General features: G+C 72.6%; 23 protein-coding genes and 1 pseudogene. 6 read left to right on the top strand and 18 right to left on the bottom strand.

Features of this window, described 5'->3' with window-relative positions; all coding sequences use genetic code 11:
- Positions 1–23 precede the first annotated feature (23 nt).
- From GXW83_RS19080 to GXW83_RS19060, 5 genes are read right to left on the bottom strand one after another with little or no spacing between them, the layout of a single operon-like run.
- Complete coding sequence (locus GXW83_RS19080; RefSeq protein WP_182444241.1) at positions 24–779, bottom strand: family 16 glycosylhydrolase; 756 nt, start codon at positions 777–779, stop codon at positions 24–26.
- Positions 776–1,360, bottom strand: a complete 585-nt coding sequence (locus GXW83_RS19075) for a hypothetical protein (RefSeq protein ID WP_182444240.1) — start codon at positions 1,358–1,360, stop codon at positions 776–778. Before GXW83_RS19075 ends, GXW83_RS19080 begins: the two co-directional genes overlap by 4 nt.
- On the bottom strand, positions 1,357–3,330 hold the full coding sequence (locus tag GXW83_RS19070; protein ID WP_182444239.1) for a glycosyltransferase: 1,974 nt from the start codon (positions 3,328–3,330) through the stop codon (positions 1,357–1,359). The genes GXW83_RS19075 and GXW83_RS19070 overlap by 4 nt, the downstream gene beginning before the upstream one ends.
- Entirely contained in the window at positions 3,309–3,473 is a 165-nt protein-coding gene (locus GXW83_RS19065) for a hypothetical protein (RefSeq protein WP_182444238.1), read from the bottom strand. Before GXW83_RS19065 ends, GXW83_RS19070 begins: the two co-directional genes overlap by 22 nt.
- On the bottom strand, positions 3,470–4,684 hold the full coding sequence (locus GXW83_RS19060; protein WP_225447099.1) for an FAD-dependent oxidoreductase: 1,215 nt from the start codon (positions 4,682–4,684) through the stop codon (positions 3,470–3,472). Before GXW83_RS19060 ends, GXW83_RS19065 begins: the two co-directional genes overlap by 4 nt.
- 273 nt (positions 4,685–4,957) lie before the next feature.
- Between GXW83_RS19060 and GXW83_RS19055 the strand changes: the two genes are divergently transcribed.
- The 3 genes from GXW83_RS19055 to GXW83_RS19045 all read left to right on the top strand — a co-directional run bounded on the left by GXW83_RS19055 (position 4,958) and on the right by GXW83_RS19045 (position 7,501).
- Complete coding sequence (locus GXW83_RS19055; protein ID WP_182444236.1) at positions 4,958–6,283, top strand: ATP-grasp domain-containing protein; 1,326 nt, start codon at positions 4,958–4,960, stop codon at positions 6,281–6,283.
- 89 nt (positions 6,284–6,372) lie between these two features.
- Positions 6,373–6,597: a hypothetical protein gene (locus GXW83_RS19050; protein WP_182444235.1), complete on the top strand. Its 225-nt coding sequence runs from the start codon at positions 6,373–6,375 to the stop codon at positions 6,595–6,597.
- A 310-nt stretch (positions 6,598–6,907) separates the two neighbouring features.
- The gene (locus GXW83_RS19045) at positions 6,908–7,501 is read left to right on the top strand and encodes a hypothetical protein (protein ID WP_182444234.1); all 594 of its coding nucleotides are present in this window, start codon (positions 6,908–6,910) and stop codon (positions 7,499–7,501) included.
- Positions 7,502–7,697: 196 nt separating this feature from the next.
- Here the strand turns inward: GXW83_RS19045 and GXW83_RS19040 are convergent, their stop codons facing one another.
- On the bottom strand, positions 7,698–8,501 hold the full coding sequence (locus tag GXW83_RS19040; RefSeq protein WP_182444233.1) for a lytic transglycosylase domain-containing protein: 804 nt from the start codon (positions 8,499–8,501) through the stop codon (positions 7,698–7,700).
- A gap of 629 nt (positions 8,502–9,130) precedes the next feature.
- A complete protein-coding gene (locus GXW83_RS19035) occupies positions 9,131–9,799 on the bottom strand; it encodes a class F sortase (RefSeq protein ID WP_370466735.1) in 669 nt (222 codons plus the stop codon).
- 154 nt (positions 9,800–9,953) lie between these two features.
- Between GXW83_RS19035 and GXW83_RS19030 the strand changes: the two genes are divergently transcribed.
- Entirely contained in the window at positions 9,954–10,520 is a 567-nt protein-coding gene (locus GXW83_RS19030) for a GNAT family N-acetyltransferase (protein ID WP_182444232.1), read from the top strand.
- Between the two features lie 40 nt (positions 10,521–10,560).
- On the opposite strand, the gene GXW83_RS19025 is transcribed toward GXW83_RS19030, so the two are convergent.
- The 10 genes and pseudogenes from GXW83_RS19025 to GXW83_RS18980 all read right to left on the bottom strand — a co-directional run bounded on the left by GXW83_RS19025 (position 10,561) and on the right by GXW83_RS18980 (position 18,348).
- Positions 10,561–12,933: a ricin-type beta-trefoil lectin domain protein gene (locus GXW83_RS19025; RefSeq protein ID WP_225447098.1), complete on the bottom strand. Its 2,373-nt coding sequence runs from the start codon at positions 12,931–12,933 to the stop codon at positions 10,561–10,563.
- Between the two features lie 192 nt (positions 12,934–13,125).
- Positions 13,126–13,773, bottom strand: a complete 648-nt coding sequence (locus GXW83_RS19020; protein ID WP_182444231.1) for a histidine phosphatase family protein — start codon at positions 13,771–13,773, stop codon at positions 13,126–13,128.
- Between the two features lie 118 nt (positions 13,774–13,891).
- The gene (locus tag GXW83_RS19015) at positions 13,892–14,140 is read right to left on the bottom strand and encodes a hypothetical protein (RefSeq protein ID WP_182444230.1); all 249 of its coding nucleotides are present in this window, start codon (positions 14,138–14,140) and stop codon (positions 13,892–13,894) included.
- A gap of 31 nt (positions 14,141–14,171) precedes the next feature.
- The gene (locus GXW83_RS19010) at positions 14,172–14,432 is read right to left on the bottom strand and encodes a hypothetical protein (RefSeq protein WP_182444229.1); all 261 of its coding nucleotides are present in this window, start codon (positions 14,430–14,432) and stop codon (positions 14,172–14,174) included.
- 98 nt (positions 14,433–14,530) lie between these two features.
- Positions 14,531–14,734 carry a hypothetical protein gene (locus tag GXW83_RS19005; RefSeq protein ID WP_182444228.1) on the bottom strand — a complete coding sequence of 68 codons (204 nt, stop codon included), beginning with the start codon at positions 14,732–14,734 and terminating at the stop codon, positions 14,531–14,533.
- Positions 14,735–15,009: 275 nt separating this feature from the next.
- A complete protein-coding gene (locus tag GXW83_RS19000) occupies positions 15,010–15,858 on the bottom strand; it encodes a helix-turn-helix transcriptional regulator (protein ID WP_182444227.1) in 849 nt (282 codons plus the stop codon).
- A gap of 36 nt (positions 15,859–15,894) precedes the next feature.
- Positions 15,895–16,419 (bottom strand): DUF6879 family protein, encoded by a 525-nt coding sequence (locus tag GXW83_RS18995; RefSeq protein WP_182444226.1) that lies wholly within the window; start codon positions 16,417–16,419, stop codon positions 15,895–15,897.
- Positions 16,394–16,636, bottom strand: coding sequence for a hypothetical protein (locus GXW83_RS18990; RefSeq protein WP_370466882.1), 243 nt, complete (start codon positions 16,634–16,636; stop codon positions 16,394–16,396). Before GXW83_RS18990 ends, GXW83_RS18995 begins: the two co-directional genes overlap by 26 nt.
- Before the next feature lie 125 nt (positions 16,637–16,761).
- Positions 16,762–17,290 (bottom strand): annotated as a pseudogene (locus GXW83_RS18985) (DUF6879 family protein).
- 131 nt (positions 17,291–17,421) lie between these two features.
- Complete coding sequence (locus tag GXW83_RS18980) at positions 17,422–18,348, bottom strand: hypothetical protein (protein WP_182444225.1); 927 nt, start codon at positions 18,346–18,348, stop codon at positions 17,422–17,424.
- A gap of 208 nt (positions 18,349–18,556) precedes the next feature.
- On the opposite strand from GXW83_RS18980, the gene GXW83_RS18975 reads away from it, so the two are divergent.
- Positions 18,557–19,594: a P1 family peptidase gene (locus tag GXW83_RS18975; protein ID WP_182444224.1), complete on the top strand. Its 1,038-nt coding sequence runs from the start codon at positions 18,557–18,559 to the stop codon at positions 19,592–19,594.
- 264 nt (positions 19,595–19,858) lie between these two features.
- Here GXW83_RS18975 and GXW83_RS18970 read toward each other — a convergent pair whose 3' ends face one another.
- Entirely contained in the window at positions 19,859–20,737 is an 879-nt protein-coding gene (locus tag GXW83_RS18970) for a hypothetical protein (protein ID WP_182444223.1), read from the bottom strand.
- 161 nt (positions 20,738–20,898) lie between these two features.
- On the opposite strand from GXW83_RS18970, the gene GXW83_RS18965 reads away from it, so the two are divergent.
- The gene (locus GXW83_RS18965) at positions 20,899–22,617 is read left to right on the top strand and encodes an acyclic terpene utilization AtuA family protein (protein ID WP_182444222.1); all 1,719 of its coding nucleotides are present in this window, start codon (positions 20,899–20,901) and stop codon (positions 22,615–22,617) included.
- Positions 22,618–22,672: the final 55 nt, after the last annotated feature.

Raw genomic sequence — 22,672 nt, 5'->3', positions numbered from 1 at the left:
GGCGTCAGTTGTGCTGCTGTGGCTCAGTGCTGCCAGACACGGACCCAGGCCACCTGCATCACCGCCGAACCCAGCGAGGGCGGCGGCTCGGTGGGATAGCCCACGGCCAGATTGAGCAGCATCTCCATGGGCACGTCCGGGATGTGGTCGGTCAGCCGGTAGCGGGAAACCCCGTCGACGTACCAGGTCAGCGAGGTGCTCTCCCAGTCGAGCGCGAAGACGTGGTAGCCGGCGGCCAGGTCCAGCGGGCCGTAGCGCCGCTGCTGGTGCAGATCGGCGCCGCCCGGACCGGCCCAGTGCAGGGTCATCTGCACCTGCGGCGCGCTTCCGGCGAACTCGGCGATGTCGATCTCCGGCGGGGTCGAGCGGGTGTCCGGCATCAGCCAGAACGCCGGGAACAGCCCCTGCCCGGAGGGCACCCGGATGGACGCCGCGAAGTAGCCCTGCTCGAAGGTGTGCCGGGGCGTGCCCGCCCAGGAGTCACGGCCGGTGGAGACCATCCCGGAACGCCAGGCGTAGCTGTCGCCGTCCGAGCCGATCGTGGCCCGGCGGGTCGCGGTCAGGCTGAGCACGCCGCCGCCGACGGCGACCTGGCCGGGCAGGTACCACTCCGACTCGTGGTTGCCCGCGTTGGTGCAGCCGCCCAGGTTCCAGTCGTAGCAGGTGGTCCAGCGGGCCGGGTCCAGCGAGGCGCCGTCGAAGTCGTCGTGGAAGACCAGCCGCCAGCTGCCGGGCGCGGCCGGGCCCGAGGTCGCCGGGGGCGTGGCCGGGGTGCTCACGCCCGGGGCGGCACAGAGAACGGCGCGTTCGGGGACGGCGCGGAGGCCCGGCCGCCGCAGGCCGCGGTCAGCAGCAGCCCGGCGGCGGCCACGGCCCGCACCGCCCGGCCGCGCATCCGCCGCGCCGCCCCCGGCGCCCGCCCCGGGCCGTCCGCTGCCGCTGCCGTCCGTGCCGCCCGCCGGTCAGCCCGGCGTCCGGCCCGACGTCCGCGCCCGCCGCGCGGCCCGAACTGGGCCAGCAGCACCAGCAGCGTGGTCAGCGCCGCCAGTACCCCCAGGGCCCGGCGGACGCTGAGACCGTGGCTGAGGAAGAAGCCCTCGGCGACCAGCGCGCCCAGCGACAGGCTCAGCGCCACCGTCAGCACCGCCGCCTCCAGCGCCGCCGACGGCCGGTCCCGGCGGCCCGGCGGGCGCGCCGCCAGCCGTACCGCCGCCGCGCCCGGGCCCAGCACCGTGAACGCCGTCACCAGCAGCACCCGCAGCGGGTCGGCGGCGGGCAGCGCGGTGGACGCCAGCGCCACCCAGCCGGACCCGGCGATGCCCAGGTCCACCAGGAGCCGGCGCAGGCGCTGCCTCCTCATCGGACCGCGCCCGATCGGACCGCGCCGGTCGCGGGCACGGGATTGGGCACGAAGCGGTACACGACGGCGTCGGGGTTGCGGTAGACCACGCTGAAACCCGGCGTGCTGCTCACGGCCTCCTCCAACTGCCCGAAGGTCTCCTTCGGGAGCAGCCCGGTCAGGTACAGCTGCGCCTCCTGGCCCCGGGTGAACACCAGGTAGGCGGGGGCCCCGGGCGGCGCCCCGGCCACCGCCGCATCCAGGCCCGCCAGCGGGTTCTGCACCAGCAGCGAGGTGATCTCCGGCGCCTGCTGGTAGAGCTGCACCAACCGGTGGTCGTCGTAGTGCTGGTAGATGCCCGGGACGTTGTCGGTCAGCGCCACGATCACCGAGCCCGGGGGAGTGCCGGTGACGTACGCGGCGGCGTCCACCTCGTTGCGGGTGAACCAGTTCATCTGCTCCTTGCTGTCGTAGCTGACGAACAGCCCGCCCAGCAGGCCCAGCAGCAGCACCGACACCCCGGCCACCCGCAGCGGCGGGCGCCCGCCGGAGCGCAGCACCAGGGCGGCGACCATGAAGGCCATGGCCGGGAGCGCGAACAGGTAGACCCGGAAGATGATCTCCCCGCCGTAGCTGTTGGCCGCCAGCAGCGGCAGCGGCGACAGCACGGCCAGCGGGATGCCGGTGCGCCTGGTCCAGGGCCGGCGCACGAAGCAGGCCGCGGCCAGCAGGAACACGGCGGCGGACAGGCTGCGGTCCACCAGGTCGGTGACCACCTGGCCGGGCGCGGCCGAGCCCAGGCCGGCCAGGCCGGAGACCGCGTTGCCGTCCGGTGAGAGCAGCGCCTGCCCGAAGCTGCGCAGGTTGGCCGAGATGTACGGGCGGGCCACGGTCGCGCCCCAGGCCACCACCATGACCACCGCGCTCACCAGCAGCGGCAGCGTGACTCGGCGGTTGCGGCGCGGCAGCGACAGCGCGGCCAGCACGGTGACCAGCATCAGCGGGGTCAGCTGGTGGGAGGAGATGATCGCCGCCTCGATCAGCAGCACCAGCAGCAGCCGGGAGGGCTCCCAGCCCCAGACCCGGCCCCAGTGCGGGGCGCGGCCGGGCGCGCCGCTCCCGGCGGGCTGCGCCGAGGCGGCCAGTACCGGCGTGGCCCCGCCCGGATGCCTGCCCGCACCGGCGCCCGCATCCGCGGCCGCCTCGGCGTCCGGGCCCTGTGCGGTGCGCTCGCGTTCGGCCGCCAGCTGGCGGAAGACCACCGCCAGCACCACCACGTACAGCAGGAAGGCGAACGCCTGCGGCGAGAAGTAGTCCTGGCCGACCCAGGAGCAGGAGTAGAAGATCCAGGCCGCGCCCCAGACCAGCCTGCGGTCGTGGCTGACCGTCCGGTAGAGCAGCAGCAGCGGGGCCAGCAGCAGCGCGTTGACCACCGGCGGCGTCCACTGGGCGTAGCCCAGCGCCGAGTGCAGCCCGGTGGCGCGCAGGAACAGCGCGTTCAGCGCGAAGAAGCCCGGCCACTGGTTGTAGATCGCCAGCGTGCCCGCGTTCGGCACCGGGCCGCCGTGCCGCATCATCGCGTCGATGATGGCGAGGTGCTTCCACGCCCAGGAGTAGCGCAGCACGGGGTAGAGCAGCGCCGGGGTGGCGTGGATGACCGCGATCAGCCCCAGCACGTAGCCGGTCAGCCACCCGGCGCCGGTCCGCCGGTCGTACAGGGCCAGCACGAAGCCGAGGGTGAGCAGCACCACCGCCGCCCAGTACGCCGGGGGCAGCACCTGCAGCAGGCCGAGGTCCCGCATCCGGTCCAGCGCCACGCCGCGCAGCGAGAGCAGCCACAGCAGCAGCGCCAGCGGCAGCGCGACGCGGGCGGCGACCGCCCGGGCGAGCCCGCCCCCGGAGAGCCGGGCCGCCCCGAGGGGAGCGCTCCCGCCGGGGAGGGGCACCGCCGTGGCCGGACCGGTCGGGATCAGCTCCGGTCGGTCGCGCAAGGAGCCGCCTCCTCGGACGCCGCGGCCGGGCCGATCCGCGGCCCGGCCTTCGGGCGGACGGCCGCCGGACGCGCGGCGGCGGTGTTCGCGTCGCTGGCGTCCGAGGCGCTGGCGTCCGCAGCGGTGGCGTCCGCGTCGGTCATCGGCGGGCCGCCACGGCGCTGCTGATCCGCCCGGCGGCGAATCCGGTGCCGCACACGAAGCGCAGCAGCGGGCCGAAGGTCGCGGCGGCGGACAGGCCGGTGAAGTACAGCCCCGGCACCGAGGACTCGAAGCCGGCGGACAGCCGCGGCGCGGTACCGGTGCGCCGCACCATCCCCCGCAGGCCCGGGGCCAGCAGCCCGATCCGGTCCACGTCCACCCGGTAGCCGGTGGCGGCGAGCACGTGGTCGGCGTCCAGCACCTCGGTGCCGCCGCTGCGGTCCGCCAGCACCAGCCGCGCGCCCGAGGAGGCCCGCTGCGCGGACCGCACCGAGCGCCCGGTGAGCACGTCCACCCGGCCCTGCACCCGCGCCCGCAGCCACCAGGCGCCGGCCGGGCCCAGCACGGTCCGCAGCAGGTGCGCCCGCACGTCCACCGGCAGGTAGCGGTAGGCGGCCGGGATGCCGCTGAAGGCCCGCAGCGACCAGCCGGGGCCGAGCGGGGACGGCGGCTTGACCACCCGTACGGTCCACGGCTCGTCCGCCGGGAGGTCGGTCGTCGGGGGCGTGCCGAACAGCAGCTGGTCGGTGCGGGCCACGATGGTGGGCACGGCGCCCGCCTCGCGCAGCAGCGCGGCGCTCTCCAGCGCCGACTGCCCGGCGCCGACCACGGCCACCCGCTGCCCGGCGAACCGGCCCAGGTCGGCGTGGTCCGCCGGATGCGAGACCAGCCCGTCGCCGGCCAGGGCCGCCAGGTTCGGGGGCACGTGGGCGTACGGGCTGAGGCCGGTGGCCAGCACCACCGAGTCGCTGGTGAACTCCTCGCCGGACTCCAGCGAGATCCGGAACTGGTCGCCCCAGGTGTCGATGCGGCGCACCGCCGTCCGCTCCACCTCGGGGACGCACTGCTCGTTGAACCAGAGTCCATAGCGTACGAACTCGTCCAGCGGAACCGGGTGCTGGTCGCCGCCGGAGACCCGGCCCTCGGCCGCCCGGAAACGGTCCAGGCTGAATGCGCCGGTGGGATCGGAAATGGTCGAGGCGCGCGGCGTGGACTTCAGGAACATTCCCACGGGCATGCGCGTGCGCCAGCTGTCCATCGGCTCGCCGAGGATTCGCACCGGGACACCGCGCGCACTCAGGTGCGCCGCCGTGGCCAGGCCGTACGGTCCGGCGCCGACGACGGTGACCGGTGCCGCCGACGGGCCCGTCACCGTCGTGCCCCGTCGGACGAGGCGCCCCGGCGCGGGGGACAGGGGTAAAGGGGAACGGCCATCGGGAGTCCTCCTCGATATGGGTCTCCAGTCCCTACGATGTACCCGGTCGGCCCGGAAATTACTTCGGCCATTCGTGTTCGAATCCCCGCCCGGGCGGTGCGGCCCGGGCCGCGGGCCGCACCGCATCGGGTCGCGCGACGGCGGACCGCCTCGCAGAATGGGCGGAGGACGTGAGCGCCGGACGTTCGCCGCCGCCTGCCCTGCGGCCCGGTGCCGCCCGTCCGCCGCTGCCCGCCCCCGCTGGCCGCCACCCGCCGCCGCGCCGACCGGATCGAGGTCGTGATGCACCGTTCCGGGCCCGCGCTGGACCGGTCCGTCCCGGCGCTGCTGGTCAAGGTGGGCCGCTATCCGCAGCACCACGGCGGGGTCGGCGCGCTGCGCACGCTGGGCCGCGGCGGGGTGCCGGTCCACGCGGTGGTCGAGAACCGGCTCACCCCGGCGGCGCTGTGCCGCTACACCGGCGGCCGGTTCGTCCGGCCGAGCACCGGCTTCGAGCAGCCGGCCGACCTGGCGGACGCGCTGCTGGCGATCGGCCGATCCATCGGGCGGCGCAGTGTCGCGGTGGCCACCGACGACGAGGCCGCGCTGCTGCTGGCGGAGCACGCCGACCGGCTGGCCGAGTGGTTCCTGCTGCCGCCGGTCCCGGCCGGCCTGCCCCGGCGGCTGGCCGACAAGGACGGCCTGCACCGGCTCTGCCTGGAGCACGGCGTGCCGACGCCGCTCTCCCGGGCCCCGACCGACCGCGCCGGACTGCTGGCCACCGGCCGGGAACTCGGCTACCCGCTGGTGCTGAAGAACCTGGAGGCGTGGACCAGGCTGCGGGCGCCTGCCGTGCACCACACCACCGTCGTCCGGGACGAGCGCGAGCTGCTGGCGGCTTTCCCGGCGGACACCGTGCCGTCGGTGCTGGTCCAGGAGTACCTGCCGCCGGAGCAGGCGGAGGACTGGATCACCCACCTCTACTGCCCGGCGGACGGGTCGGAGCCGCTGGTCTTCACCGCGCGCAAGATCCGCTCCTGGCCCCCGGACGCCGGGGTGACCACCCGCGCCCGCGCGCTGGAGAACCCGCCGCTGGCGGAGCAGGCCCGGGAGTTCTGCCGCCGGGTCGGCTACCGGGGCGTGGCCGATCTGGACTGGCGGCTCGACCGCCGCGACGGGCGCTACAAGCTGGTCGACTTCAACCCGCGCACCGGCGCGCAGTTCCGGCTGTTCGAGACCGAGGACGGGGTGGACGTGGTGCGCGCCCTGCACCTGGACCTGACCGGACGTCCGGTGCCGCGCCGCGCCCGGCAACGGGCCCGGGCCTACACCGTCGGCCAGCTCGACCTGCCCTCGGCCGCGGTCTGGGCCTGGCGGGAGCGGCGGCTGCCGCCCGAGCTGCTGCCGCGCCGCAGCACCGAGCGGGCCTGGTTCTGCCTGGACGACCCGGTGCCGGCGCTGGCCGAGTCGGTGCTGTTCGGCGGCTCGGTGGCGCAGCGGCTGGCGTCGCCCGTTCGGCGGACGGCGTCGGGGGACCGCCGTGCCCGCCGTGGCTGATTCGTATAAGGATTGAGTCCTTCCTGCATCCTGACGGGACCTCCGTCGCCGAGAGGCGGGGTCCATCACCTGGGACAGAGGACCACGCCATGCATCAGATGCGACCTGAGGTCACCGATTCGCTCTCCGGAACCGCCCAGCCCGTCTACCTGTGGCACATCGCCAAGGACACCGGCGCCGACATGCTCTGCGGACGCACGCTGTTCGGCGGCGTCGCCGTTCCACCGGTCCAGCAGGGACCGGCCCACCAGGAGCAGCAGTGCCAGCTGTGCCTGTCCATCTACCGTCGGGCACTCCAGTCCGCAGCCACCTGACGATCAGTCAATCCACATCTTCGCAAGGCAGTTCAGTGCCCCCGAGGGGGCGTGCAGGGGCCGCTCCGGCATCGGGGCGGCCCCTGTCGTACGGGGTGGCCAACGGCTCCGTCGGAGCTGGCGGCTTGGAGAAACCCCAGTTCAGAGCGGTGTCGATGCCCGTTCGGAGCAATGCCGGGGCCATTACCGGGCTTTCCGGTCGCCGTCGCCGGTGCGGCGGCCTAGCGTCGCCATCAAGGACGAAATGTCGCTTTCGGTGCCTGTTCGGGCACGCGGCGTTTCGCCGGAACTGATGGAAGGGATTTCCTCCATGCGTCGAACCACGATAGCCGTGCCCCTGATCGCGGCCGCTGCGGTCGTCGGTCTGTCCACCCCGGCGGCGTTCGCCCAGGGTGGCACCAGCAGCAATGTCACCTCGTTCGGGTTCAGTGTGTTCCCCACGACCGTGGCCCCCGGCGGCACCGTGGCCTTCGCGGCGACCGGTTGCAGCTCCACTGCGACGGCGGCGGCCCCGGCTCTGTTCAACACGGTCACTCTGTCGGGCAACAGCACCTCGCAGACCGGTACCACCACGGTGGGCACCGACGCCAAGCCCGGCGCGCAGTACAGCGTGACCTTCACCTGCGGCGGGGAGTCCGGCACCACGCCGCTGACCATCTCCGCGTCCAGCAGCTCCAGCTCCACCTCGAAGTCGACCACCACGACCACCACGCCCGCGACCACGACCACGACCACCCCGGCGACCACCACGCCGGCCGGTGCGGTGGCGACCGGTGCCGGCGGCTCCGTCTTGACCGGTAACCCGGTCGAGACGGCGGCCGGCGCGGTGCTGCTGGCCGGCGCCGGAGCAGGCGCGGTGGCGACCATGCGTCGCCGTCGTCGCGGCGGCAGCGCGCTGAGCTGACGCGCTGACGCCTGACGGCGCCTGACGCCTGACGCCTGGCGTCGTCACCGGGGGAGGACGAAGGCTGCCGAGGGGTGGGAGGGGCAGCACTGCAGGGGCCCGGCACACGAAGTCGTGTGCCGGGCCCCTGGTTGTGATCGCCGCAGGTACCCCTGTCCGGTGCCTGGGCGCCGCAGGGGTGGTCTAACGGGTTCTGTCAGTACCAGCCGTTGGCCTGCCAGAAGGCCCACGCCTGGTTCGGGCTGCCGTACGTGGTGTTCATGTACTGCAGGGCCCACTCCAGCTGAGTGGTGGCGTCGGTCTGCCAGTCGGCGCCGGCGGAGGCCATCTTGTCGCCGGGCAGGGCCTGCGGCAGGCCGTAGGCGCCCGAGGACGGGTTGGTCGCGGTGACGTCCCAGCCGCTCTCGTGCGAGATGATCTCGTCGAACGAGGCCAGCTGGTCGGCCGGGACGATGGCGGCGGCGATGGCCTGCGGGCTGCCGGAGGCGGCGGCGCTCGCCACGGCCGAGGAGGAGGAGCTCGACGCGCTGGACGCGGTGGAACTGCTGCTCTGCGCGGAGGAGTTGCTGTTCGCGGTGGCCTGGTTGTAGGCGTTCTGCGCCGCGGAGGCCGCAGCGCTGTTCTGCTGCGCGGACGAGGTGGTGGAGGTCGACGGCGCGGCGGCGGGCGCGGCGGCGGGCGCGGCAGCGGTGGTGGTGGCGGCGGAGCCGTGGATCGCGGCGTAGTACGCCTGCTGGGCGGCCTGCGCAGCCTCCTTGTTGAGGTAGGCAAGGTGCGCGGCGGCCTGGGCCTTGGCGTCGGCGACGGCGGCGGCGGAGCTGACCGCGGCGGCCGGGGCGGCCTTGACGGCGGCCGGCTTGGCGACGGCCACGGCCTGATGCACCGCGGCGACCGGGGTGGAGGCGTGGGCGGCGGAGGCGGCGAAGCCGCTCAGGGAGGCAATACCGGCGGCGGCGGCGACCAGGGCAGCAGAAGCACGCATACGGGTGGAAACGGACATGGGAGAGTTCGACCTCAATCGGGTTGGCGGGGTACCCGCCGAAGGTGTCCGGCCGCTCCCGGACAGGGGGAGCGGCCACCTCGGGTGGCGGGCACTGGGCACTCCGCTTGTGGGCTAGTGCCAGAAGGAGGATGAGGCGGCGGGAAGGCGCCGCTGCATCCGGTGACCGGGCTAATTCTTAGCTGGCGCATCGGCGCAGGCCAAGGGCGTCACTTACTAGGCAGGTTCGTAGTCGAACAGGGTTCGCGCGGTCCGCCCGGCGGTGGCTCGCGCGGCCCGCCTCCGGGCCCGCGCGGTCCGTGCCGGGCGTCCTCGGCGGCCGTCCGGAGCGGCCCGGTGGCCAGTGCTGGCGGTGGCCCGGCGCGCCGGGATGCGAACCGGCGGACGCGCCGGGCCGGTCGCCGACGATCACGGCGGGAGCGGCCCGGCGCCGGGCGGAAGGATCAACTATGGACGGTCGTACCACCCCGAGGGCGTGTGGCGACCGTCACGTCAGGCCGCCGTCAAATGTCCGTTTCGGTCCCGTTTTCGAGGGGTACGGGCCGTCCGGCTCGGCCGCCGCGACCTTGGAAATCCGGGCATATCGCCCACTGTGGCGGCGATCGCCGCGGCGAACCCGCCCGGGCGGCTTACTTCTTGCCGGTCAGGTGCGCGTAGACGACCACATTGCCCAGATACCCGGTGGACGCGGTGTACCCGCCTCCGCAGGTGATCAACCGCAGTTCGGGGCGGGTCGTCGGTCCGTAGACCTTCTGCGAGGGGAAGTCGTCCTTCTGGTAGACCGCGATGGCGTCGACGGAGAAGACGGCGATGCTGTGGTCGTTGCGGGTCACGTCGATCTGCTGGCCCTTGTGCATCGCGCCCAGGCCGTAGAAGACGGCCGGGCCCTTGAAGGTGTCGACGTGCCCCAGCATGATCGCGTTGCCCGCGCTGCCGGGGGTGGGGCCGTCCTGGTACCAGCCGGCCAGGTTACGGTCGGTGTCGGGCGGGACGTTCAGCCGCCGGTCCGGGCCCAGGCCCTCGCCGGTGACCGGGGCGTCCACCCCGATCGAGGGGATGCTGATGCGGACCGGCGCGGCCGTGGGCATGGCCGCCACCTGCGGTCCGCCCGGGGCGACGGCGCTGCCGGAGGTCCCCGGAGACGCGGTGGCCGGTACCGCGTCCCAGGCCGAGGGCTGCGGCGGGGCGGAGGTCCGCAGGCCGTCGCGCACCATCCAGGCCCCGGCTCCGGCGGCCAGGACCGTCATGACCAGCACCGCCGCGGTCGTCCGGCTCCGGGTGCGGAACTCTGCAGCCACGGGCACTCCCTCGACCTAGTCTCTTATACCTTTGTATTCTTATAGACCCTTTGTCCCTATATAAGGGGAAGCCACTCCGCCGCTACGCTGACGCTCGTCCGCCCGGAGTACCGGGCGCGGGACACGGCAGCCGGGCCGGGGAAGGGGCGGTGGCGTGAGCACCGAGGAGAGCCGGGCGGGCATCCGCCCGGCGCGCGAGGACGACTTCGCTGCGGTCTGCGGCATCGTCAACCACTACATCCGCACCAGTACGGTCAACTTCCGCACCGAACCGCAGACCCCCGAGGAGTGGCGGCAGGACTGGCGCGCCCACCGGGCCACCCACCCCTGGTACGTCCTGGAACGGGACGGCGCGGTGGCGGGCATCGCGTACGCCGCGCCGTGGAAGGCGCGCGACGCCTACCGCTGGACCGCCGAGACCACCGTCTATCTCGCCCCCGGGCAGCACGGCCGGGGCCACGGCACGGCGCTGTACCGGCGGCTGCTGGCGACGCTGGAGGCACAGGGCTACCGCAGCGCGATGGCGGTGGTGGCGCTGCCCAACGACGCCAGCGCCCGGCTGCACCGCTCGCTCGGCTTCGAGCAGGTGGGGCTGGTCCGGGCGGCCGGGTTCAAGCTCGGCGGCTGGCACGACGTCGCGTTCTGGCAGCGGGTCCTGGCCGAGGACGGCCGACCGCCGGGCCCGATCGGCCCGGTGCCGGGGGAGGGCCCAGCGGACTGAGCCTCCCCCGGCCGGTTGCGCCGGCGCCTGTCCGCGTGGGTCAGGGCGTCGGCAGCGTCCACTGCTGGTTCGACCCGCCGTTGCAGGTCCACAGCTCCAGTTGGGTGCCGTCGGTGATGTTGTAGCCGGTGTCGTCCAGGCACTTGCCCGACACCGGGTTCACCAGCATCCCGGCCTGGGCCTGCCACTGCTGGTTGCCGCCGCCGTTGCAGTCCCACAGCTCGACCGGCGCGCCGTCGGCCGTGCTCGCGTTGGTGATGTCCATGCACTTGCCGTTGATGCGAATGGTGCCGTCGGTCTCCACGGTCCAGTTCTGCGCCGAGGTGCCGTTGCAGTCCCACATCTGCACATGGGTGCCGTCGGCGCTGGAGCCGGTGTTGTCGTCCACGCACTTGAGGGTGTCGTCACCGGCCTCGATGGGGCCGGTGGCCGGGCTCGCCGTCCCGATCGGGGTGACCGACAGGTTGTCGAACTGGTCGGTCTGGTAGCCGCTGGTGCCGAAGCCGACCATGCCGGTGAGGTAGGTGCTGTCGGTAACGCTGCCCACGGTGGTGCCGTCGATCGCCGCGCTGATGCTGTCGCCGTCGAAGGACAGCGCCAGGTGGTGCCAGCTGCCGGTGCCCAGGGCGGACACCGAGCCGGAGGCCAGAGTGGTCAGCACGTCACTGGTGTTGTTGCGCACGATCGACCAGGCCCCGGTGTTGCTGACCTGCAGGTAGTAGTCGTCGATCCCGGCCGGGCCGAAACTGTGCTGCACCCCGACCCGGCCCAGCAGCTGCACCGCGCCGGCCTGCTGGATCAGGGTGTCCGCCGACACGGTGTAGTTGCCCCAGTTCAGGCCGCCGCCGATGGTGTAGGGGGCGGAGTTGCCGTCCCACTCGATCGGCTGCACCGGCGCCTGCTGGGCGACGCACCGCCCGGAGCGCCCGCCCGCGCACGGCTCGACCTCGAAGGCCCCCTGCTGCTGGGACAGGTAGCGCGGCTGCTGGTCCGACGTGTCGCTGTCGAAACTGTCGGAGTACGGCAGGGCGAGGCTGCTCGCCGCCGGAGCGGTGGTCGTGCCCTTGCCCTGCCCGCTGGTGGTGGTCAACGAGTACACGTAGCCCGGCTGCACGGTCAGCGAGTACGAGCCGTTGACCGGGGTGATGCTGGGCTGCTGGACGAAGGCGGTGGCCGGGTCGGTGGAGTTCACGTTCGTCGCCCACACGTGCACGGTGCCGTCCGAGAGGCCGCCGGAGACGTTCAGCGTGACCGTCTGCGCGGCGCTCGCGGTCGTGGTCTCGATGATCGTCGAGTAGTCGGAGCCGTTGGTGGACTTCAGCGAGACATAGCTGCCGTTGGACTCGCTGCCGCCGAGGTAGCCCGAGCCGGAGTCCAGGAACTGCCAGCCGGGCGCGGTGAACTGGGTCACCTGGGCAGTCGTCCACAGGCTGGTGCCGACGCTGTAGTTGCCCGACCACGGCTGGTTGGCCAGGACCAGCCCGTCGGTGTCGTAGGGCAGCGTGGGGTAGACGGCGGCCACCACCGGCCAGTTGATGTAGGCGGTCAGCCCGCCGTCCACGTAGCCCCGGGTGATGGAGCGGATCAGCGCGGGCGCGCCCGAGTCCAGATCCTGCGAGCCGTTCTCGCTGGCCCACAGCGGCTTGCCGGTGCCGGTGGCGGTCGCATTGCCGGTGCAGGTGTCGGCGTTCCCGCCGTCCCCGCCCGCGCAGGGGTAGTGCACGCCGATGATCGAGACCGCGTTGGCGAAGGCCGAGTTGCTCGCCACGTCGCCCGCGACGCTCCAGTCACTGTCGGCCCCGACGATCTGCACCGCCGAATAGCCGTCGGCGTTCAGCGTGGAGCGCAGCTGCTCGTACCAGGAGACGTTGTAGCCGCGCTCGTTCCAGCCGCCGAGGTAGTTGATGGTCAGCCCGTGCGAGGTGGCACAACCCAGCCAGCTGACCAGGTAGTTGATCATGTCGGTGGACCAGAAGTTGCCATTGCCGATCCAGCCCGGCGCGCCCCAGGCCAGCCCGTACAGCTTGATGCCCGGGTTGCGCGCCTTGGCCTGCTCCATCAGCCACCACTCGTATCCGGTGCCGCAGTCCACGCTGCCCGAGGTGTGCATGTGGCTGGACTCGGAACCGTCGGTGGAGTTGGTGTCCCCGCCGATCTCCACCTTCAGGATCTGCAGGTCGGCCCCGTAGCCGGGCTTGAACAGGTAGTCCAGGATCTGCTGCTGTTGCGTTGCCGGGTAGTCGGTCAGCAGGCGGGTGTTCCCGCCGCCGCCGCTGATCGCCCCGACCCCGTCGAAGGTCCGGCCGCCGCTGGTCCCGTTGACGGCGATGGTGGTCGCGGTGGCGGCATGGGCGGTCGAGGCGTCGATCCCGGCGCAGGCGGTCCCCAGCAGGGCCAGCAGGAGGAGCAGCACCAGGTGCCGTAACCTCCGATGACGGACATGGATCACAGCAGTGTCCCTTCGTCTGGTCGTTTTGGATGGAAAGTGTTTGGTACTGTTTAAAGTGACGCCCCGTTAGCTTGATCATGTCAAGAATCGTGCATGCACCGGCCCACCCCCTATCTCGGGTAGGCCCGGTGGGCACGATGGCTGGAGTTCCTCGTCCTACATGCGTAGCTCGGGAGGGAAACCGGTCCAGCGGAGATCGTCGGGCAGGTGTCGCATGTCGTTGTACACCAGCACGGACGACGGGCGCCCGGGGGCGTAGCGGATCACGGTCAGTGCGGCATTGCCGTGGTTGAAACCGAGCCAGCGCCACTGGGGCGCGTCCGTGGCGTGCCGGACCAGCCAGCCGATCAGGAAGTTGTGCGTGACCACCAGCTCGTGCCGCTCCCGCGCCCCCGCGACCGGACCGGTGAACCGCTCCACCGCCCGGGCGGCCAGCACCGGGCCCCGCGTCCGCTCCTCGGCGGAGAACCCCTCCAGGAAGCGCAGCAGGAAGTCGGCGCTGTCGTGCGGCAGTTCGTCCCGCTCCGGGACGTACGGGACGAAGTCCCCGGCGACGTCGGTTTCGTGCAACGTCACGTCGTGCAACTGCTCGGCGATCAGGCGCGCGGTCTGCGCGGCGCGGGGCAGCGGGCCGTGGTGCGCCACCGAGACGGCGCTGCCGCGCAGCCGTCGGCCGAGCAGCACCGCCTGTCGGCGGCCGGCCTCGGTCAGACCGCCCCCGTTCCCGCCCCCGCCCGGCGCTGCGACGGCCTGCGCTTCGCCGTGTCGGACGAGATAGAGGTACCGGGTGGCCGTCTCCGCCATCGGTGGCGCTCCTTCATTCATCGACGGATGTTGCCCGCCGCAGGACAGTTGCTGAAAGTGTTGCGGCCCCGGCCTGCCGGGCCGGGACCGCAACGGTTGAGGGGCGGCGAGTGGACGCCTACAGGGTGAGCGCCCTGCGGATCGGTACCCGGCCCAGACAGTAGGGGCACGTCCAGCACTGGGGGAAGTGCATCAGCTCCTGCCCCTCGCACGCGGGGTTCGCGCAGTACCGGCGCTCCTCCGGCGGAATGATCGGCCAGTCCGCGTCGTCATTGAGGATCCAGCCGGGCTGGTGCCGGTCCCCGGCCGGATTGGGCAGCGCCCACGGCTTGAGGTCGCCGTTGCGATCGACCGCCGACTCCCGCACGGGCTCCCGCGCCGGAATCTGCCGTCGGTGCTCAGGCGCCGGCCACATCCGTCAACTCCCCGTGTTCACGAGCCAGTTCGACGTCCGTCGGATAGAACGAGGTGAACTCGCCCGCCACGATGCCGTCCGGGACGCTCGGGTGCCCCTCGGCGTCCGGCAGTTCGGCCACGATGACGCAGTTCTTCACGATCGGGTCGAGGTCGGTCTCCGACGCCTTCACCCACCGCGTCCCGGGCGCAAGGGGGTTGTTCCAAGCGATGGTCTGCCTACCATGGGTGAGCGTTCCGCTCATGGTGTGCCTCCTGACAGGAACGTACGCCCGGCTGAACCGCCGGGCGGCTGTGCAACCCGCCTCGGCCGGTGCGCAATCACCGTGCTGGGGCGGGGAGTTCAGTTGGGGGAGTGTCCGTCGGCGACGTGCCGGTGCCGCCGCACCCGCGCGTCCGTCAGCCGCGAACCGTCACCGGCGAGGAGCGCGCTCCGCGCCTCCTGCACCAGTCGAGCGCAGTCGGCGCAACCCCGCGCACCGACGGGCAGGTCGTCGGGCGCCGGCTTCACCAAGGGGTCGGCATCCGCCATGTCCTCCATCAGCACGCCGACACCCCCGCCAACGCCCTGAGCGCCGGGCCGTACGGTACGAACCAGCTGAACTGCTGCATCATCGCCGCGTCGTAGGCATCCGCCTCGCACAGCTCGCAGCGCCGCGTCCGCGCCAGGAGGATCGCCTCCCGGCCACACCCCGCACACGCCTCCGGCCGCGCCGTACAGCACCAACCGCCCATGTCCCACGCTCCCTCCGTGTCCTTCGTCCATCACGGTAGGGAGCGGCACGAAGCAGTTGCCACAATCTTGCGCTTAGTTGCCGTTGTTCACTCCAAAGCGACTATCGCCGAAGTGATCAGGGCTCGTGCCCGCGCTCCGTAGACGGCCATGGCGGCCAGCCGCTCGAATGCACGTGTGTAGTCGGCCACCTCTCGGGGTTGCGTCACCGTCACACGGGCCGTGAGCAGTTCGATCTCTACGCTGTTGTCGTCAAGCAGAACGAAAGTCTCTTGCATCCACAGACTCCGACTGGAGCCGAACGGGATGATTCCGAGCGAGACGGAAGGTAGTGACATCAATGAGAGCAGATGGCCCAGTTGTCCTGCCATGGCCTCGGCACCCCCCAGGCCGCTGCGGAGAACTGACTCCTCGATCAGGAATGCGAAGCGATGGTTGCCCTGACGAAGGATGCTCGCGCGATCCATACGTGCCTGGACAGCCTCAGGAACATCGTTGGGAATGTCCTGGAACTGCGTGACGCTCTCCAGCAGTGCTGTGGCGTAGGCAGCCGTCTGTAGCAAGCCTGGGACAACGACTGAACAGTAGACCCGAAATTGCCACGTTCGTTCGTAACGAGCGACGTAGGATTCCTGGAGGCTTCGGAGTCCGGTGTGCTGCAAGCGGCGCCACTCGACGTACATGGACTCGACAGCGCGCAAGGCTGCGATCAAGTCGGGGATCTGCGAAGTTGCTTTGCAAGCCGCGCACCAGACCCGGATGTCGTCCTCTGAGGGGGCGGACTTGCCGCTCTGGATACGGCTGGTCTTTGCCGGATGCCAGCCGCACCGGGCAGACAGCACCTCTCCCGTGAGCCGCGCGTCCTTGCGGATCTCTGCCAGCCGATCGGCGATTGCCTTACGGGCAGCGACGACGCTGGATGAAGGGGATGATGACACTGTCTGTCCGGTGATTTTGGAGCGGGCTTATGGGAGTCAGGCGCTGTATTTCGCGTGAGGGATGCCGCGCTCCCATACGCTTTCGAAAGCTGATTTACACAAGGCTGCGACAGTGGGTTCGTTCGTGATTTCATGGCCGGCCAACTCGCCGTCACCGGTGAAGAAGTTCCAGAGGACGACTTCGCCGTCAATCAGCCAGAAGTCGTTGCCGGGCAAAGCGATGTCGGACGCGCGACGCCTGGGCAGCCAACGGACATCTTCCCCTGCCATCAGGTTGACCGCCGTGGTGATGTGCTCATACCTGATGTACTCCGTCACCGGCTCCGAGATGATCCGCGCACGGCGAACCAAAACGCCCCGGGCCACGGTTCGGCGGACCAAGTTCGTCCAGGCCGACCAGTGCGGTGAATCCGGGTTCATCTCTGCTGTGCCGGTCCGTTGCCAGCGCTGGAAGTCATCGGCTTCTTCGCCGGACGAGTAGACGTCCCGCATCTCCAGGTGGACGGCAGAGTGCCTGGCTGACTCCAACAGCGCCTCAAAGTCCTCGGCGCTCAGCGACATCGCAAGCCTCTCTGATCAGCGGCACCATGCGGGCTGGGATGCGCACGATGCCCTCGGTGTCGGGAAGTGAGCCGAACTCACCTGCCTCGACCTGGGTTTTCTGGTCTGCCTTCGTCCCCTGGAATACGAGGTCGAACGTCTCGTCGTCCACCAGCACTGTGGGGCAGTTACCACCTTGGGACTCCGGGTCCTTGCCCACGAACAGTAGCGGCATCACAACCTCCAAGGCTCATATGGTTGCAGGTACTTGCTTCACAGTCACGGTGGGCGAGTGGGCGCGTCAAGGGCGCATGCGGTACGCGAGGGGGCGCTCATGGGCTCCCAGCGCCCCCAGGGGCTTCGTCAGACGGTGTAGTCCTGGTGCGGGATGCCGCGCTGCCAGACTGTTTCGAAGGCTGATGCGCAAAGCTGAGCCACGGCTGGCTGCTGGCTGAAGGACAGTCCGGGATCGGCCCAGTCGCCTTCGCCGGTGAAGTGGTTGAACAGGACGCCTCGCCCGTCGAACAGCCAGAAATCGTTGCCCGGCAGAGCGATGTCGGATGCTTGCCGTCTGGGCATCCAGCGGACCAACTCGCCTGTCTCCACGTTGACCTGGGTCATGGCGTGCAGGTAACGGGTGTACAGGCTCACCGGCTCCGAAACGATCCTGGCGTCGCACGACCACACCCCGGGCGGTGGTCGTGCGGATCAGAGAGGTCCATTCGCGCCAGTAGTCCGACTGGCCGTCAAGGTCAGACTTTCCAGTGCGCCTGAACAGTTCGACCGCCTCTGCCTCGTCCGGCACGCCGTAGACGTCGCGCATCTCCAGGTGTACGGCGCTGTGTTGTGCCGACTCCAGGAGGGCTTCGAAGTCCTCGGCGCTCAGCGACATCGCAAGCCTCCCTGATCAGTTGCACCGTGCGGGCCGAATAACCCTGCCGCGCCGTTCCGTTGACTGACGATAGCGGTAGGTGACGACGCGGTGCGGCCGGAGCCGCTCGGGTTGTCGGCCTGGTCGCAGGGTCAGGCGGTGCTGACGAACTCGCCGTCGGTCTGGGCGGTGCCGCCGCCGACGGTGGGTTGCAGGGGCAGGATCTCCTCGGCGGTGGGTACGGCGTGGTCGGGCAGCCGCAGCGGGGACGAGAGGACGACGTCGCCGATGGGGTCGGCCAGCGCGGGCCAGGTGTGCAGGTTCTCGCAGTCGGCGGCGGCCTGCCCGGCCCACTCCGGCGGGGCGGCCATGGAGAGGAACGCGCCCTCGCCCAGCCCCAGCATCAGGTGAGTGGACATCAGCGAGCGGGCCAGCACGGCGTCGCCGTCGGAGTCGCTCCGCTGCGGCGTCCAGCCGTCCGCATTGTGGACCACGGCGGTCAGCCGCTGGACGGCGCGCGGACCGGGCACCTCGGCTACGGCCAGGCGGATCACCCCGCGCACCTCCGCCCGGCGCAGCACGATCCGGCCGATCAGGTGCCGGCTGTCGTCGTACACCGCCTCCGTCTCCTCGCACGCGGGCCGGTCGAACGGCAGTGTCCGGCCCTCGCCGCGCAGCTCGCTGACCTTCACGGCCAGCTGGATCCGCTCCTCGACGCCCTCGGACCACGGGGTCAGCACCCGGTCGGCCAGCCGCAGCTCGGGGACGTCCTGGTAGGCGCCGTCCGGGCCGGTCCGCTGCAGGGTGCCGCGCCGGACGTGCAGGAAGCGCAGCTCCGCCAGCAGCGTGGCATCGGGGTGCGGCTCCATCAGGCATTCGGTGCGCTGGGACGAGGGCTCGTCGCTCTCCGCCCCCCAGGCGGGCGGCACCAGGACGCCGCAGTCCGGCCGCAGCCCGTGGGACTCGCCCGGGCTGGTGTACGCGTGCGGCGCGGGCTCCGCGAAGAGGAGGGCCCCGGCGATCCGGCGGGCGGCGGCGAACCGGGTCTCGATCTCCGGGGTGAGCGCGGTCGTCGGCATGGCGGCGGGTCCTCTCGGGTGGGCGGTGCGGCGGCGCGGGAGGGCACGGGGCACGACGGTGCCTCGGAAGGTGCGCGGCGCTCCACCCCCGTGTCCCCCCTCAGCCTGCGGGCGTACCGCCCAGGACGGGACATCGGCAGGGCCGAACCGGTGAATCGGCGGGTCCGGACGGCCCCTGGGGTGGCCGGAACCGTGGCAGGGTGGTGGGATGAACGGCTTGACTGATGTATCCGGGCTGCGCGTCGGTCATGCGCAGCGGATCGGCGACGGCTGGCTCACCGGGGTGACCGTGGTGCTCGGGCCGGACGGCGGCATGGTGGCCGTCGTGGACGTGCGCGGCGGCGGCCCCGGGACCAGGGAGACCGACGCGCTGGACCCCCGGAACCTGGTGCAGCGGATCGATGCGGTGGTGCTCACCGGCGGCAGCGCCTTCGGCCTGGACGCGGCGGGCGGCGTCGCGGGGTGGCTGGAGGAGCAGCGCCGGGGCGTGCGGGTGGGCCCGGAGCCGGGGCAGGTCGTCCCGGTCGTGCCCGCCGCCGCCCTGTTCGACCTGGGTCGGGGCGGGGAGTGGCGGGCCCGTCCGGACGCGGCTCTGGGCCGGGCTGCCGTCGAGGCCGCCGCGCGGACGGCGTCGGGCGCGCGCGTGCCGCAGGGGTGCGTGGGCGCCGGTACCGGGGCGGTGGCCGGCGGCGTCAAGGGCGGCATCGGGACGGCGAGCACGGTGCTGGAGTCCGGCGCGACCGTCGCCGCGCTGGTCGCGGTGAACGCCGCCGGGTCGGTGCTGGACCCGGCCACCGGCGAGCTGTACGGCGCGCGCTTCGGCGAACCCGGCGAGTTCCCGGCGGAACTGGCGTCGGTGACTCCGCCGCCGGTACCGCCCGCCGGGCGGCCCGGGCCGCTGAACACCACGCTCGCGGTGGTGGCCACCGATGCCACGCTGACCCGGGCGCAGGCCCAGAAGCTGGCCGGTACCGCGCACGACGGCCTGGCCCGGGCGATCCGTCCGGTCCACTCGCTCTCCGACGGCGACACCGTCTTCGCACTCTCCACCTGCGGCCGACCGCTCGTCCCCGAGAGCACGGCGGCCGGGGCAGTCGATCCCGCCTTCGGCGTCCACATCGAGGCGGGCGCGCTGAACGCGGTGCTGGCGGCGGGCGCGGACGCGCTGACCCGCGCGGTCGTGCACGCCATGCTGGCCGCCGAGACCGTCGGCGACCTGCGCTGCTGGCGCGACCTGCGCGGGTGACGGCGTGGCGGCGACGGTAGGTCGGTGACGGCGCGTAAGTGACGGATGGGACGGCGACCGCGCGATCGCATCACGGTGTGGCGGTGATGGTGGGTCAGGGCGGGGTGATTCGGTTGGTGCCCGGATAGAGGCGCGCCGGGTGACGGTGGGCGGCGGCTCTGGGCGGGTTGATCCGATCGGTGCCCGTGGCGGGCGGGTCGGCCTGATCGATAGGGCGGCCGGGCCGGGTGAAAGTGACGGCGGCGACGTGGCGGTGATGCCTGGTCAGGGTGGGCTGATCCGGTCGGGGTCCGGGGCGGGGCCGGGTGCGTCGGCCGGGCTGGGGGCGTCGGACGGGGCCTGTGGGTGCTCCGGGCCGTCGCCGGGGTCCTCGGGAGGGTGGGCGGCGGCGCGGCGCTTCGCGCGTGCGGCGAGTGCGGACAGCAGGCCGACCAGGGCGATCAGAGCCACCAGGACGACGAGCGGGATGACGATGTCGTCCGCCGAGAGCGGTCCGCCGTCGACGCCGGGGGTGACCGGGAGGGGCGCCTGCGCCACGGTAGTGGGCGGTGGCGCGGCCGCCTCCGCCGAGGCGGCTGCGGCCTGGTCGGAGGCCAGGTTCGCGCCGAGGGCCGTGGCGAGCGCGGTGAGCGCGGCCTGCGGATCGTGCGGGAACCGCGCCTGGGCCGCGCGGACGTAGCCGTCCGTGGCGGTCGTGCTCAGGAGGAGCGCGCTCGCGCCGAGCCGGTCGCCGACCAGGACGACGCAGTCCGGCACCGGGCCGGTGCCGGACGTGGACACCTCCGAGCTCAGGGCGGCGGCCAGCCGGTCCGGCGACCCGTAGGTGTCGACGGCGGCGGTGTCGGGCAGTTCGGCCACGCACATCGAGCCGTGCACGGAGCGGACGACGGCCCGGAGCGCCGCGATCTGCGCCGGGCCCGCCGTCAGCGACGGCGCGACGTACACCGGGTCGCTGCGCAGGGCCTGTCCGGCGGCGGCGACGGGATCGTCCAGCCCCGGGGCCGGTGCCGCGGTGGCCCCGATCAGCGCGGGCAGTGCCAGCGCCGCCCCGGCCAGCAGCAGCGCCGGTCTGACTGGGGCGGCGGCCCGGATCGTCGGGACTGCCCGGGCGGACCGGTGTAAGCGTGCCGAACCCGTGCCCATCGTGGCCCCCCCTGCCATCGCCCTGCCGTTGCCCGGCCATCGACCTGCCGTCGATGCCGTCCTGCCCGTTGATGGTTCCACCCCCGGCCGCTGCGAGAAACCCCTGCGTAAAACAAGCGATCATGATTGCTTTTTTTCAGGGCCCGTGGCACGGTGGGCCGATGACCGATCCCGACGTGATCGCCGCTCCCCGCGAGCCCCTGCGCATCGGCAATGCCTCCGGCTTCTACGGGGACCGCTTCTCCGCCGTGCAGGAGATGCTGACCGGCGGCGAACTGGACGTCCTCACCGGCGACTACCTGGCCGAACTCACCATGCTGATCCTCGGCCGGGACCGGCTGAAGGACCCGGGGCGCGGCTATGCCAGAACGTTTCTGCGCCAGCTGGAGTCCACCCTCGGCCCGGCGCTGGAGCGCGGCGTGCGGATCGTCACCAACGCGGGCGGGCTGAACCCGGCGGGCCTGTCGGCCGCCATCGGCGCGCTGGCCCGGCGGCTGGGGCTGGAGGTGAAGGTCGCCCACGTCGAGGGCGACGACCTGCTGGCGCGCGCCGAGGAGCTGCGGCTGGGCAGCCCGCTCACCGCCAATGCCTACCTGGGCGCCTGGGGCATCGCCGCGTGCCTGGACGCCGGGGCCGACGTCGTCGTCACCGGCCGGACCACCGACGCCGCCCTGGTCGTCGGGCCCGCCGCCGCCCACTTCGGGTGGGGTCGCGGGGACTTCGACGCGCTGGCCGGAGCCGTCGTCGCCGGGCACGTGATCGAGTGCGGAACCCAGGCCACCGGCGGCAACTACGCCTTCTTCACCGAGATCGAGGACCTGCGCCACCCGGGCTTCCCCATCGCCGAGGTCCACGCCGACGGCAGCAGCGTGATCACCAAGCACCCCGGCACCGGCGGGGCGGTCACCACCGGCACCGTCACCGCCCAACTGCTGTACGAGATCGGCGGCCCCCGCTACGCCGGCCCGGACGCCACGGCCCGGTTCGACACCGTCGCCCTCGCCCGGGAGGGGCCCGACCGGGTCCGGATCAGCGGGGTGCGCGGCGAGGCCCCGCCGCCCGCGCTCAAGGTCGGCTGCACCCGCATCGGCGGCTACCGCAACCAGGTGGAGTTCGTGCTCACCGGGCTCGACATCGAGGCCAAGGCGGCGCTGGTCCGGGCCCAACTCGGCGCGCTGGAAGGCGTGGACGCCCGCTGGACGCTGGCGCGCACCGACCGCGCCGACGCCGACAGCGAGGAGGAGGCCAGCGCGCTGCTGCGGTGCGTGGTGCGCGGCGACGACCCGGCCAAGGTCGGACGCTCGTTCAGCGGTGCGGCGATCGAGCTGGCGCTGGCCGGATACCCCGGCTTCCACGTCACCGCGCCGCCCGGCGACGCCTCGCCCTACGGCGTCTTCGAGGCCGCGTTCGTGGAGGCCGGGCTGGTCGGGCACCTCGCGGTGCTGCCGGACGGGCAGCGGCTGCCGGTGCCCCCGCCGGACGAGACCCGGGCGCTCGCCGAGGTCGCCGAACCGCCGCTGCCCGAGCCGCTGCCCGGCGCGGGCGGGCCGACCCGGCGGGCGCCGCTGGGCCTGGTGGCCGGGGCCCGCAGCGGCGACAAGGGCGGCGCGGTCAACGTCGGCGTCTGGGCGCGGACCGACGACGCCTGGCGCTGGCTGGCGCACGCGCTGACGGTCGGGGAGTTCCAGCGGCTGCTGCCCGAGACCGGCGGACTGCCGGTCACCCGTCACCTGCTGCCCAACCTGCGCGCACTCAACTTCGTGGTGGACGGCCTGCTCGGGGCGGGCGTCGCCGAGCAGGTCCGCTTCGACCCGCAGGGCAAGGCGGTCGGCGAGTGGCTGCGCTCGCGCCGCATGGACATACCGGAGGCACTGCTGTGAACAACCACCCCGTACCGACACCCCCGTCGGCGCGCGTGCGGACCACCGGGTGGTC

The organism is Streptacidiphilus sp. PB12-B1b (assembly GCF_014084125.1).
GTDB lineage: Bacteria > Actinomycetota > Actinomycetes > Streptomycetales > Streptomycetaceae > Streptacidiphilus.
The sequence above is the reverse complement of the archived record's forward strand: the minus strand, read 5'-3'. Positions and strand labels throughout refer to the sequence as shown.